This window comes from Gellertiella hungarica, assembly GCF_014197145.1.
GTDB classification, from domain to species: domain Bacteria; phylum Pseudomonadota; class Alphaproteobacteria; order Rhizobiales; family Rhizobiaceae; genus Gellertiella; species Gellertiella hungarica.
On sequence record NZ_JACIEZ010000003.1, the window covers coordinates 127581 to 140764 of the forward strand.

13 protein-coding genes are annotated in these 13184 nt (G+C 64.3%); 6 read left to right on the forward strand and 7 right to left on the reverse strand.

Annotation, left to right across the window (positions count from 1 at the left end):
- Nucleotides 1-20: 20 nt before the first annotated feature.
- The 7 genes from GGR23_RS09110 to GGR23_RS09140 all read right to left on the reverse strand — a co-directional run bounded on the left by GGR23_RS09110 (nt 21) and on the right by GGR23_RS09140 (nt 7588).
- Nucleotides 21-2567: a sensor domain-containing protein gene (locus tag GGR23_RS09110; RefSeq protein WP_246365173.1), complete on the reverse strand. Its 2547-nt coding sequence runs from the start codon at nt 2565-2567 to the stop codon at nt 21-23.
- A gap of 110 nt (nt 2568-2677) precedes the next feature.
- Complete coding sequence (locus GGR23_RS09115; protein WP_183365902.1) at nt 2678-3238, reverse strand: RBBP9/YdeN family alpha/beta hydrolase; 561 nt, start codon at nt 3236-3238, stop codon at nt 2678-2680.
- Between the two features lie 59 nt (nt 3239-3297).
- On the reverse strand, nt 3298-3669 hold the full coding sequence (locus GGR23_RS09120) for a PilZ domain-containing protein (RefSeq protein WP_183365903.1): 372 nt from the start codon (nt 3667-3669) through the stop codon (nt 3298-3300).
- Nucleotides 3670-3813: 144 nt separating this feature from the next.
- Complete coding sequence (gene purB / locus GGR23_RS09125; protein WP_183365904.1) at nt 3814-5127, reverse strand: adenylosuccinate lyase; 1314 nt, start codon at nt 5125-5127, stop codon at nt 3814-3816.
- 59 nt (nt 5128-5186) lie between these two features.
- Nucleotides 5187-5639: a hypothetical protein gene (locus GGR23_RS09130; protein ID WP_183365905.1), complete on the reverse strand. Its 453-nt coding sequence runs from the start codon at nt 5637-5639 to the stop codon at nt 5187-5189.
- Nucleotides 5640-5722: 83 nt separating this feature from the next.
- Nucleotides 5723-6391 (reverse strand): ribulose-phosphate 3-epimerase, encoded by a 669-nt coding sequence (gene rpe, locus GGR23_RS09135; protein ID WP_183365906.1) that lies wholly within the window; start codon nt 6389-6391, stop codon nt 5723-5725.
- Between the two features lie 120 nt (nt 6392-6511).
- Nucleotides 6512-7588: an ABC transporter substrate-binding protein gene (locus GGR23_RS09140; RefSeq protein WP_183365907.1), complete on the reverse strand. Its 1077-nt coding sequence runs from the start codon at nt 7586-7588 to the stop codon at nt 6512-6514.
- Nucleotides 7589-7798: 210 nt separating this feature from the next.
- On the opposite strand from GGR23_RS09140, the gene GGR23_RS09145 reads away from it, so the two are divergent.
- The 6 genes from GGR23_RS09145 to GGR23_RS09170 are packed head-to-tail and all read left to right on the forward strand — an operon-like array spanning nt 7799 to nt 13184.
- Nucleotides 7799-8290: a flavin reductase gene (locus tag GGR23_RS09145; RefSeq protein ID WP_382339983.1), complete on the forward strand. Its 492-nt coding sequence runs from the start codon at nt 7799-7801 to the stop codon at nt 8288-8290.
- A gap of 25 nt (nt 8291-8315) precedes the next feature.
- Nucleotides 8316-9248, forward strand: a complete 933-nt coding sequence (locus GGR23_RS09150) for an AAA family ATPase (protein ID WP_183365909.1) — start codon at nt 8316-8318, stop codon at nt 9246-9248.
- Between the two features lies 1 nt (nt 9249).
- A complete protein-coding gene (locus GGR23_RS09155; RefSeq protein WP_382339986.1) occupies nt 9250-10512 on the forward strand; it encodes a vWA domain-containing protein in 1263 nt (420 codons plus the stop codon).
- A 19-nt stretch (nt 10513-10531) separates the two neighbouring features.
- Entirely contained in the window at nt 10532-10855 is a 324-nt protein-coding gene (locus tag GGR23_RS09160; RefSeq protein ID WP_183365910.1) for an XdhC family protein, read from the forward strand.
- The gene (locus GGR23_RS09165; RefSeq protein WP_183365911.1) at nt 10852-11559 is read left to right on the forward strand and encodes an XdhC family protein; all 708 of its coding nucleotides are present in this window, start codon (nt 10852-10854) and stop codon (nt 11557-11559) included. Before GGR23_RS09160 ends, GGR23_RS09165 begins: the two co-directional genes overlap by 4 nt.
- On the forward strand, nt 11556-13184 hold the full coding sequence (locus GGR23_RS09170; RefSeq protein ID WP_183365912.1) for an NTP transferase domain-containing protein: 1629 nt from the start codon (nt 11556-11558) through the stop codon (nt 13182-13184). Before GGR23_RS09165 ends, GGR23_RS09170 begins: the two co-directional genes overlap by 4 nt.

Sequence of the window (13184 nt, forward strand, 5' to 3'; positions counted from 1 at the left end):
GCGACGAACGGCGAGGCGGGTCAGCCCATCCACCGCTTCTCACGGATGAAATTCGGAATGGCATCCGCCGGCATGGGCCTCGCAAGGCCGTAGCCCTGCAGGATGTCGCATCCCACGTCCTTCAGGATGCGGATGTGCTCGCGGGTTTCCACGCCCTCGGCCAGAACCTTGATGTCGAGCGATTTGCCGATCTCCACGATCGAGGCCACCAGGCGGCGCTGCTCGGTCGAATCGGGCAACGAGCGGACCAGCTCCCGGTCTATCTTGAGAATGTGGGGGTTGATCTTCATCAGGCTGATGATCGACGCGTGTCCGGTTCCGAAGTCGTCGATCTCGATCTGGATTCCGAGCGACCTGAGGGCGGCGAGCGTATCGGCCGTCCCCTTGTCATGATCGTCGAGAAAGATCGATTCCAGCAATTCGAAGGACACCGTTCCGGGGCGGATCTTCAGCGATTTCAGTTTCCGGATCAGCTGCGGGTCGTCCAGTCTCCGGGCGGAGACATTGACCGATATGCGGTCTATGGCAAGCCCGTCGCGCTCCCAGCGGTTGAGGTCGGACAGAGCCTGCTCCAGCACGAAGGCATCAATGGTGGAAACGACATCCAGATCGGTGGCGACCGAGAGGAACTGGTCGGGCGTGATGATGCCGCGTTCCGGATGCTTCCAGCGTACCAGTGTTTCCATTCCAGCCAGACGCAGGTCATCGGCGAAGAACTGGGGCTGGTAGAAGGGGATGAATTCCCGGTTCTCCAGCGCGTGGAGGATTTCGTCCGAGAGGCGCTTGGTTCGGATGATCGCGTCCTGCGTTTCCGGCGAGAAGAACTCGTGACGGTTTCGGCCTCGGCTTTTGGCGCGATAGAGCGCGATGTCGGCGTTCAGCAGCAGCTGTTTTCCGTCGATCTTTTCACCTTCCGCGATCGCGATGCCGATGCTGGCGCCAATGCGGATGGCATGGCCATGATAGGGCACGGGCTTGGAAAGCTCGCGGATGATCTGGTCGGCAAGGGCTGCAAGCCGCCGCGGCGTGTTGAGGGAGCGGGAAACGAAGGCAAATTCGTCGCCACCGATGCGGGCGACGAAATCGTTACCGCGCACCAGGCCGCGCAACACGGTCGTCGCTTCCTTGAGAACGACGTCTCCGGCTTCGTGGCCGAGCGTGTCGTTGATCTGCTTGAAGCGGTTCAGGTCGATGTGAAGGACGGAGAGCGGCCGCCGGTCCTTTGCGCCCAGCGCCGTCTCGCGCTCGAGGATTTCCTCGAGATAGCGGCGGTTCGGCAGGCCGGTCAGGTAGTCGTGCAGCGCATTGTGCCGGATGCGGGCGTGAACCTCTTCGAGCTCCTTGTTGCGGGCTTCCGCAAGGTCCTTGGCGGCGGCGAGCTCCTGGCGCAGGAGCACGTCTTCGGTTACGTCCCAGTTCGCGCCGATCATGCGGTTTACACCGGACGAGGTCCGGAAAGGGGCAGCGCGGGCGCGGATATAGCGAACGCTGCCATCGGGCCGGCGAATGCGGTATTCGTTGCGGAAGGGCTTCTTGTCCTCGGCGCCGGTGTCGGCGACATCCACGGCCCGGGCGCGATCCTCCGGCAGGATCATGCTTTCCCAGACGCTGAAGGGCTTCAGGTGCTCGGTGCCTTCCAGACCGAAGATCTTGAGGACGTTGTCGTCCCAATCCGCAGGCCCGGTCTCCAGATCGGCCTCGAACACGCCGATCTGCGAGACGTCGAGCGCCATTTCGAGGCGCTGGGAGAGCTTCTCCAGCCGCGCTTCGTCTTCCTTGCGCTTGGTGATGTCGGTGTCCGTTCCGACAACACGCAGCGGCGTGCCGTCCTGGTCCCACTCCACCACGGAGCCACGGCACTCGATCCAGATGAAATGGCCTTCGCGATGCCGCTCGCGATACTCGAAAACCTGATAGCGCTCGTCGCCCGCATTCTGCCCTGCGACGGCCTCGATCACCCGCGCCTGGTCATCCGGGTGGATGTTCCGGATCCAGTCGTCGAAATTCGGATTGACCTCTTCCTCGACGGGAATGCCGCGCAGGCTCTTCCACACGTCGGAATAATAATAGCTGCCGGTGCGGAAATTATGGTCCCACACGCCCAGGTCCGATCCCACGAGCGCGTGGTTCCAGCGGCTTTCCCGCTCAACGAGATCATCAAGCACATCCGAAGGGGTGCGGGTCGGGACAAGCTGGACCTCTACGCGGTCCGACGAACCGGAGGCGCGCGCGCCGAAAATCACCAGCACCCAATGGTGCAAGTCGCGCGTGCCGAAGCGCACCTGCGCATGAAAGGGCACATCCGGCCGGCGGGCGCTTTCGGAAATCATCCTTAACAGGACCGGCTGGTCATGCGGGTGTATCAGTTCCGCAAGCGGACGGCCGATGGCCGCTCCCTGGTCAATCGCGAAGGGGCAGTTGTCGCTGCTGAGGACGCCCAGCACCCGCGCATCCGTGCCGAGGGTGACCAGGCAGTATTCGAACTGGTAGTCGCGCCACCGCTCCTCCGCCTCTGCAGGGGTCGGATCTGCCTGATTTCCCTTGAAAAAGAGCGGCTTCGGAGACAAGATTTCAGTCCGTTGGCGTGATTATGTCGAACTATCGCTGTCACGACTTAATTTCATCTTAAATCGTAACAGAAGATACAACATATGTCACAGAACTAAAGTTTGATGTCTCAAACTGACATGGGAAGGCGCGAAAGGAACTGGGCGAAGACCATTGTTCCTTCCGGCCACGGACCATGGCCGGATTCGGCGTTGATGTGGCCGGATTCCCCTGCGTCGATGAAGAGCGAGCCCCATGCCTTTGCCATCTTCTCGGCATGTGCGAAGCTGCCGAACGGATCGTTGCGGCTTGCGATGGTGATCGACGGGAAGGGAAGGGGCATCTCGGGGTAAGGCCCGAAGGTCATCAGATGCTTCGGGCGGATGGCGGGATTGGTGACTTCCGGCGGAGCGACGAGAAAGGCGCCGGCCACACGCTTGCGAAACTCGGGTATGGCGTGCAGCGCCGTCGGAACGCCGAGCGAGTGCGCGACGAGGACGACCGGCTTGGTCGCGGCATTCACCTCTTCCGCAACCCGGGCGACCCAGTCTTCGCGCACCGGTTTCGACCATTCGGCCTGCTCCACGCGGCGCGCGCTCTTCAACCGCGACTGCCAGCGGGTCTGCCAGTGGTGTTCGCCCGAATTGGTGTAACCGGGGATGATCAGGATGTCTGCGTCTGCTGCTTTCATGCGGCCTATGTGCGTGCGGAGCGTCCTTGCGTCAAGAGGCAAGCGGCCTGCCGAAGGCTTCAGGAGCGCTTCTTGAGAAAGCCGAAATAGGCCTTCAGACGGGCCTTCGTATTCGTCATGCGGTCGAACTGTACGCCGATCTCGTCGCCGCGCTGCCAGCGGGCGGTTCCGGCCAGCACGCCCACTTCGGGTCCCGTCACGGTGATGCGGGCACCGGGGAGGTGCGGCGTCTTTTCGGACGTGCGCAGCGCCATGCCGGACCGAGACATGTTGACGATCTCCGCCTCTCCGGAAAACTCCTGGGCATTGATTTCCACCGTGAAGGCGCAGGTTTCCCGCTCCTCGCGAACGACCTGCTCGCGCTGCTTCAGCTTTCCGAATGCCTGTCCACCGATGACAGGTGCGTAATGCCTGATGCCGTTCTTGTGCATGTGCTGTTCCCGTCTGGAATAAGCATGTCCTTGACGGGCGACGATATAGGCGAAAAATTGATGACGAATTATAAAATCAATACATAAAAATGCTCCGCCAAAACGGCGGAGCACAGATTAGCCCGGTCCAGCGTCGTGGCGGTGTCAGGCCGTCGCCGAGCCGAAAACGCGGGTGAAGATCGTGTCCACGTGCTTCGTGTGATAGCCGAGGTCGAACTTCTCGCGGATTTCCTCTTCGGAAAGGGCCGCGCGCACTTCCTGGTCGGCCAGAAGCTCTTCGAGGAAGTCCTTGCCTTCTTCCCACACCTTCATCGCGTTGCGCTGCACGAGACGGTAGGAATCCTCGCGCGAGAGGCCCGCCTGCGTGAGTGCCAGCAGCACGCGCTGCGAATGCACGAGGCCGCGGAACTTGTTGAGGTTCTTCATCATGTTGTCGGGGTAGACGAGCAGCTTGTCGATCACGCCCGTCAGGCGGGCGAGGGCGAAGTCGAGCGTCACGGTCGCGTCGGGGCCGATCATGCGCTCTACGGAGGAGTGGGAGATGTCACGCTCGTGCCAGAGCGCCACGTTTTCCATCGCGGGCATGGCGTAGGAGCGGACCATGCGGGCGAGACCGGTCAGGTTTTCCGTCAGCACCGGGTTACGCTTGTGCGGCATGGCCGACGAGCCCTTCTGGCCCGGGGAGAAATACTCCTCCGCTTCCAGTACCTCGGTGCGCTGCAGGTGGCGGATTTCGGTCGCGAGACGCTCGATCGAGGAGGCGATCACGCCCAGCGTTGCGAAGTACATGGCGTGACGATCGCGCGGAATGACCTGCGTGGAGACCGGCTCGGCCTTGAGGCCCATCGCCTCGGCCACATGCTCCTCGACGCGCGGATCGATGTTGGCGAAGGTGCCGACGGCGCCGGAGATCGCGCAGGTCGCAACCTCTTCGCGCGCGGCGACGAGGCGGGTGCGGCAGCGTTCGAATTCGGCATAGGCAAGCGCCATCTTGACGCCGAAGGTGGTGGGCTCTGCATGGATGCCGTGCGAGCGGCCGATGGTGACCGTGTCCTTGTGCTCGAAGGCGCGGCGCTTGAGGGCGGCAAGCAGCTTGTCGAGATCGGCGAGCAGCAGATCCGTGGCGCGCACCAGCTGGACGTTGAAGCAGGTATCGAGAACGTCGGACGACGTCATGCCCTGATGCACGAAGCGCGCGTCGGGGCCGACGATTTCGGCGAGGTGGGTGAGGAAAGCGATGACGTCATGCTTGGTGACCGCCTCGATTTCGTCGATGCGCGCGACGTCGAAGGTGGCAGCCCCGCCCTTTTCCCATATGGTGCGCGCGGCGTCTGCCGGGATCACACCCAGTTTCGCCAGCGCATCGCAGGCATGGGCTTCGATTTCGAACCAGATGCGGAACTTGGTTTCCGGGGACCAGATGGAAACCATTTCGGGCCGGGAATAGCGCGGGATCATGGGAGGAGCCTTCTTTCAAGCGTAGGATGGCGCCGCTTTAGCAAATGGCGCCGGCGATCTCAACGAATCCATTTCGCAAGCGCGAAACTGACGACGAGCAACAGGGGAAATGCGATTGGCAGGTACTGGGGCAGGCCGAGCACGAGGAACTGATAGCAGGCACCGAGCGTGGTCGCGACCAGCTGGATGCCCCACGTGAGCGTGAAGACCGGGTCGTGCCAGCGGGCATAGAAGGATCTGTACTCGATGGCAAAGACAAGGGCCGTGAAGCCGAGCGTGCCGAGCGTCAGGCCAAGCATGCAGGCTGCAAGGCGGGTCTCCCGGCTCCGCCGCCTGCCGATCCACCGGGCGATCGGCAGACTGACCGTCCATCCGAGGAACCCTCCGGCAAAATAGAAGCGGCAGAGGGAAGCCAGATGAAACGTGTTGAGGCCGAAATGCTGCCACTGGTAGACGAGCATGCTGGCAACCATGGCGAGGCCCCAGAGGATGCCGCCGACGAGCATGATCATCGGAAAGGAGCGGGAGGCACCGCCGGGGCGCGGGGCCTTGCCCCTTGCCGGTAGCTCGCCTGCGCCGCCCGCCGCCAACCCGGTCAGGCCCCGACCGACTGGCGCAGCAGCGCGATGGTCTTGCGGTAGTCTTCCGCGCCATCGCCCTTGAAGACGGCAGAGCCCGCAACCAGCGCGTTGGCTCCGGCACCAAAGGCAAGCGGCGCCGTTTCGGCGGTGATGCCGCCATCCACCTCGAGCTCGATCGGGCGGTCGCCGATAAGCGCGCGTGCGGCGCGGATCTTGTCGGTCATCGCATGGATGTATTTCTGTCCACCGAAACCGGGGTTGACCGTCATGATCAGCACCAGATCGATTTCGGAGATGACGTGTTCGAGTACGGAGAGCGGTGTTGCCGGGTTGAGCGAAACGCCGGCCTTGCGGCCCATGGCCCTGATCGACTGGACGGAGCGATGGAGATGCGGCCCCGCCTCGGCATGCACGGTGATGATGTCGCAGCCCGCCTTGGCAAAAGCCTCCAGGTAGGGATCGGCCGGCGAGATCATCAGATGGCAGTCGAAGATGGCATCGGTGTGCGGCCGCAATGCCTTGATCACGTCGGGACCGAAGGAAATGTTCGGCACGAAATGACCGTCCATGACGTCCAGGTGGATCCAGTCTGCACCGGCAGCCGTCACGTCGGCGACTTCCTGGCCAAGCTTGGCATAGTTGGCAGCGAGGATGGAGGGGGCGATCCGGAGGGGCAGCGTCATGACGGTTTCCTGCAAACACGGTTTCAGAGCGCGGGCTCTTGCCGCGGCACATAGCACCGCGCCTGCCGGCTTCGCAACTGGCATGCGCTGAAAAAGCCCGCAATCCCTGGGACAGACCCGCTATTGCGCCGGTGGCGCGACAAAGGCCTTTCCGTTCCATTGCTGGATCACGAAGGGATTTTCCGTCAGCTCGTGCCTGTCGGTGAAGCGCACCGGCCCGACGGGCGTGTCGAAGGCACGTCCGGTCAGCACCTCGATAAGCGGCTTGCCCTCGCTCCCGGCTGCGGCAAGGGCCTGATCGGCGACAATCTGCGCGGCAAGGGCCGGCAGGACGTAACCCTCCGGTTCGACGCCCTTTACGCGCATGTCCTTGACGAGATCGGCATTGGCAGGATCCTGCGCGGGGTCCTTGACCACGAGGCCCTGCACCCCGGCAGGGAGGGGGATCGCCTCCGGCGTCGTCTCTATGGTCGATCCCGCCAGGACGCTGATCGGGGCCGCCTGTTCGATCAGGTCGCGGGCAAGCACGGCGATATCGTCCCGGTCTGCGGCGACGAAGACACGCAGCACGCCCGCCGACGACAGATGCCGCACCAGCGTCAGCTGCTGGTCCTGCCCGGGCCGCAGCGTGTCCATCAGCACCGGCTTCACGCCGCTTTCCTCAAGCGCCACGCGCAGCCGCTCCACCAGGTCGTGATTGCCGATGGCACCATCATCCACCAGCGCGAAGGGCTCGGCGCTCCAGACTGTACCGATCACGGAAGCGAGCTTTTGCACCTCCGCTGCCTGCGACGGGCCGAGCCTGAAGAGGGGCCAGCCGTTCTTGAGCGCATCTTCCATGAGGATATCGGAGCGGACACCGAGAGCGATCGCCGGAATCCCGGCCTCTTTCAGCGCGGGAAGAGCCGCCTCAAGCGATTCCGTGCAGAGAAATCCGGTGGCGACCTGTGCCTTTGCCTCGATGAGCTGGCGCGCAATTTCCGCGCCGTCGGCCGCTTCGCACCCGTCGGGCACCCTCACGACCCGATTGCCGTGCAACGCCGCGCCGATGCCGGCGCCGGCATCGATCTGCGTCCCGAGAACCGCATAGGGTCCTTTCTGCGGGGAAACGACGCCGATGGTGAAATCGTCCGCGGCAACGGTCGTTGCCGCCAGCAGGCAGAGCAGGGTGGCGATGCAATGTCGTGCAGAAGCCATCGGCTGCGGCGTCCTCGGATTATCTCGTTGCATACCTATTAACCTCGGCGGCGAAACCGTCAAAGGAAAAGCGTTGGCGCGGGCCCCGACGGCCTGCGTTGTGGAAAATGTAATATATCAATCCCATATTGGCGCGAACCGGTCCATGAGAGGGACCCGGTCGCCGGGGGAATGCCCTCGCGGGCGAGATCATCTTGGAGGCACAGGGTGTTGGACAAGCACAAGGTCGATGCACAGATCTATCGGGATGCCATGGCGCGCTATGCCGGCCATGTGCAGATCGTCACGACCGCGATGGGAGAGGCCCGCCGGGGTGTCACCATCACCGCTGCCTGCTCGGTTTCCGACAATCCGCCGACGGTCCTCGTCTGCCTCAACAACGGCAACCCGAACAACGAGATCTTCTTCGAAAGCGGCATCTTCTGCCTGAATTCGCTCGGCGCGGGCATGCAGTCGCTGGCGGAGGCCTTTTCCGGACGCAATCCGCTGACGGCCGAGGAGCGGTTTGCGCTGGGGCAGTGGAAAACGCTGGTAACGGGTGCCCCCGTACTCGAGACGGCCAATGTCGCCTTCGATTGCCGTGTGGTCGACCGCAAGGTCACATCCACGCACACGGTTCTCTTCGGCGAGGTCATGGCAGTACACGCCGGCGCTGCGGATGCGGCGCTGATCTATCTGGACCGGGGCTATCGCACGCTATAAGCTTCTCCTCAACAAGGGAGGAGACATGACCGCGGATCCCGTATCCCGCTTGCCCGGAAGCATCGAGGAAACCGTTTCGCTGCTGGGCGGCGAAAACTATCTGGCAGGCCGTTCGCTGGCCACCGTGGTGTTCCTCGCCCTCAAGATGAAGCGGCCGCTCTTCCTCGAAGGCGAGGCAGGCGTGGGCAAGACCGAGATTGCCAAGGTGCTTTCCCGGGCGCTCGGCCGCGATCTCATCCGCCTCCAGTGCTACGAGGGGCTCGACATTTCCACTGCCGTCTACGAATGGAACTATCCGGCGCAGATGCTCGACATCCGCCTGTCGGAGGCCACGGGCGAAAGGGACCGGGACCAGATCGAGGCGGGCCTGTTTTCCGAGCGGCACCTCATACGGCGGCCCGTGCTGCAGGCGCTTTCCCCGACGCTTGGAAAGGGACCCCCGGTGTTCCTCATCGACGAGCTGGACCGCGCGGACGAGGCTTTCGAGGCCTTCCTGCTGGAAGTCCTGTCCGATTTTCAGGTGACCATTCCAGAGCTCGGAACCATCAGGGCCGATGCGCCGCCGATCGTGATCATCACCACCAATCGCACCCGCGAGGTGCATGATGCGCTGAAGCGCCGCTGCCTGTATCATTGGGTGGATTACCCCTCCGCCAAGCTCGAGCTCGAGATTGTCCGGCAGAAGGTGCCGGGCTGTCGGGAGAGCCTGTCCCGCGAGATCGTCTCCTATGTCCAGGGGCTTCGCCGGCTCGACCTCTTCAAGAATCCCGGCGTGGCCGAAACAATCGACTGGGCGACGGCGCTGACCGAGCTGGACCGGGTGGCGCTGGACCCCGAGACCATTTCCGACACCATCGGCACGCTCCTCAAGTATCAGGACGACATCGCCCGCCTTGCCGGGAGCGAGGGTGCGAAACTGCTGGCCGAGGTGAAGGCCTCGCTCAGTGCGGAGGCCTGAGATGATGCCCCCGCGGGAGGAGAAGGAGCCGCATCAGGGTCTCGTACTCCCCGCCCTTTCCGAAGGCGACGGCAGCTTTGCCGACAACATCGTTTATTTTGCCCGCGCACTTCGCAAGGCAGGTCTGCGCGTCGGACCGGCATCCGTGACGGAGGCCATCGAGGCCGTGCTGGCCCTTGGCATCGGCTCCCGGGAGGAGTTTCATGCGGCCCTCTCCGCCGTCTTCGTCAAGAGACGCGAGGATCAGCAGGTTTTCGACGAGGCGTTTCAGCTCTTCTGGCGGGCGCGCGACTACATCTCGCAGATGATGTCGATGATGCTGCCGACCGGAGCCCGGAAGGAGCCGGAGAAGCAGAGGGCCGGCGCCGCCCGCATCGGCGACGCCTTCAACAATCGCCGCCAGAACCCGGCGGCGGAAGACGCGCCGCCGGAGGTCGTAACCGATGCCCGCTTCACGGCCTCCGGAAACGAGGTTCTGCGCAAGATGGATTTCGCCCAGATGACGGCAACCGAACTTGCAGCAGCCCGAAAGGCGATCGAGGCGCTTCGCATGCCCGACGACCGGGTGAAGCTCCGCCGTTTTCGCCCGGCACTGCGCGGCAAGCTCGACGCACGAGCGACGTTGCGCGCCAGTCTGCGGAGCGGCGGTGACATCCTGCTGCCGCGCTTCCGCAAGCGGCGCGAGGCGCAGCCGCCGCTTGTGGTCCTTGCCGATATCTCCGGGTCGATGAGCCAGTACAGCCGGGTGTTCCTGCATTTTCTTCATGTACTCGCTTCCCGGCGGAAGCGGGTGCATGTTTTCCTTTTCGGCACGCGGCTGACGAACGTGTCCCGCCAGATTGCCAATCGCGATCCGGATCTCGCGGTAGAGGCGTGCACGGCCATGGTTACCGATTGGTCCGGCGGCACCCGCATCGGCGAGACGCTCAAGGAATTCAACCGGCTTTGGGGCCGGCGCGTGCTGGGACAGGGGGCTATCGTGCTGCTTCTGACCGATGGGCTCGAGCGCGAGGGCGTCGATGTGCTGGAGCACGAGATCGACCGGCTGCATCGCTCCTGCCGGCGGCTGATCTGGCTCAATCCGCTTTTGCGTTTCGAAGGCTTCGAGGCGCGTGCAAGGGGGGTGAAGGCCATGATGCCCCATGTGGACGAGTTCCGCGCGGTGCATAATCTCGATTCGCTGGATGCGCTGGTGGAGGCGCTTGCAGGCCATGGCAACCGCACCGATCGCCGGTTCGCCTTCGGTGATGCCGGTGCCGCCTGACCGAGGAAGGAGCTTTGCGATGCAGGATGTACAGGATCCGCTGATTGCCGCCGAAGTGTGGCTTGCCGAGGGACGGGGCGTGGCGCTCGCAACCGTGATCGAGACCTGGGGGTCGGCGCCGCGGCCGGTCGGCAGCCATCTGGTGGTCGATTCCGACGGCAACTTCCTCGGCTCTGTCTCGGGCGGTTGCGTCGAGGGCGCCGTCATCACCGAGGCCGCCGAGGTGATTGCCTCTAGGGAGCCCCGCATGCTCGAATTCGGGGTGGCGGATGAAACGGCCTGGCGCGTCGGCCTCTCCTGCGGCGGTCGCATCCGGGTGCAGCTCGAAAGGATTGGCGGATGAAGCGCGAGGTCCTGCACGCGATCAACCGCGCCCGCGTCAACCGGAAGGCCGTCGCGACGCTGACGGGGCCGGCGGGAGAGACGGACCGGGTTTTCCACGAGAACGATCTGCCCGACGGACCATTGGGCGAGGCGCTTGCCCGCGCTTTCCGTACGGGCAAGCCCGGCCCGGTGGAGCTCGAAAGCGGCAACGCCTTCGTGAATGTCTACCTGCCGCCGGTCCGGATCGTGGTGATCGGGGCCGTACACATCAGCCAGGCGCTGGCGCCTATGGCACGGATCGCGGGCTACGACCTCTCGGTCATCGACCCGCGCACCGCATTTGCCACGCCGGAACGTTTCGATGGGGTGGATCTCCGGGCGGATTGGCCGGAGGATGTGCTTGCGGAGCGGCCGCTCGATGCCCACACAGCGCTCGCGGCCCTGACCCATGATCCCAAGATCGACGATTTCCCGCTGTCGGCGGCGCTATCTGCCGGCTGTTTCTACGTGGGGGCTCTTGGCAGCCGCAAGACCCATGTGAAGCGCGTCGAGCGGCTCCTCGCCCTGGGGCATACGGAGAGCGAAATTGCCCGTATCTCGGCTCCCATCGGGCTCGATATCGGAGCGGCCACGCCGGCGGAAATTGCCGTTGCCGTGCTGGGCGACATCATCGCGGCCTATCGCCGGCGCGGTCTTGCGTCACCGGCAGGTGACGGAGCATGAGGTTCGGTTCGTTTTCGCTGACGGAAGGCGAGGGGCTGGTGCTGGCCCATTCGGTGCGCGTCGCGGACCTGAGCTTCCCCAAGGGGCATCGCCTTACGCAAGGGGAGGCGGAGCGCCTGCAGGCCTGCGGGGTGAACGAGGTGATCGCCGTCCGGCTCGAGCCCGGCGATCTTGGCGAGGATGCTGCTGCACAACGGATTGCATCTGCCTTTCCGGGCAGTCACCATCGGGTGACACAGGCGGCAACCGGGCGCGTGAACGTGCATGCCACCGCAAACGGCCTGTTCATCGCCGATCGGGAGGCGGTCCATCGTCTCAACCGCATCGATCCTGCCATCACCTTTGCCTGTCTCGAAAGCCACGTGCCGGTCGCGGATGGCGAGATGGTGGGAACGGTGAAGATCATCCCGCTTGCGGTTGCAGAATCGAGGGTTGCCGAGGCGGAGGGTCTGCTCGCGGGTTCCCGGCCCTTCGACGTGCTGCCCTTCAGACCGCATGCGGTTACGCTGATTGCGACCGAGCTTCCGGGCCTCAAGCCTTCCGTCATGGACAAGACGGCCCGGGTGCTTGCCCGCAGGCTTCATCCGTCGGGCAGCAGCATCGTGCGGGAGATCCGCGTTCCGCATCGTGCCGAGGCCGTTGCAGCCGTGATCCGCACGCCCGTCGGCGAGCGGGAGAGGGATCGCCTTGTCGTCATTTTCGGCGCTTCGGCCCTGACCGATTTCGACGACGTCATTCCGGCGGCGGTCCGGGCGGCGGGTGGAAGGGTCATTCACGCGGGGCTGCCCGTCGATCCCGGCAACCTGCTCGTGCTCGGCGAGGTCGCGGGCGTGCCGGTCATCGGTGCGCCGGGCTGTGCCCGCAGTCCTGCGGAGAACGGCTTCGACTGGGTGCTGAACCGCATCCTTGCAGGCAGGATGCCTGAACCGGACGATCTCACCGGCTGGGGCGTCGGCGGGCTGCTGAAGGAAATCCCGATACGGCCAAGCCCGCGCGAGGCGACGGAACCGCCTCCCGAGAAGCTCCGCGTCGCCGGACTTGTGCTTGCAGCCGGCAGGGCAAGCCGCATGGGCAATGGCGGACACAAGTTGCTGGCGGAGTTTTCCGGAGAACCGCTGGTCAGGCGATCGACCCGGATCGTGCAGCAGGGACGGGTAGACTGCGTCGCGGTGGTCACGGGGTTTCGTGCGGAGGAGATCCGGGCCGCGCTGGGGGGTCTCGGTGCCGTGATCGCGCACAATCCCGATTATACGAGCGGGATGGCAAGCTCGCTTGCGACGGGGCTCGACCTCCCTGCCGTGGCCGATGCCGATGGTGTCCTGGTCATGCTGGCGGACATGCCCGGCGTTTCGGCGAATGACATCGGGACGCTGGTCGATACGTTCCGGGCGGAGGGAGGACGGGCCGTCGTGCGTGCCGTCTCTGCCGGCAAACGGGGCAATCCGGTGGTGCTGCCGAAGGCGCTTTTTCCGGCGCTTCGCCGGCTGGAGGGCGATAGCGGTGCAAGAACCATCATCGAGACATCCGGTCTTCCTGTCGTGGATGTCGAAATCGGCGAGGCTGCGCATCTGGACGTGGATACGCCCGAGGCGGTGCTCGAGGCTGGCGGGATCCTGAAGGGGTAG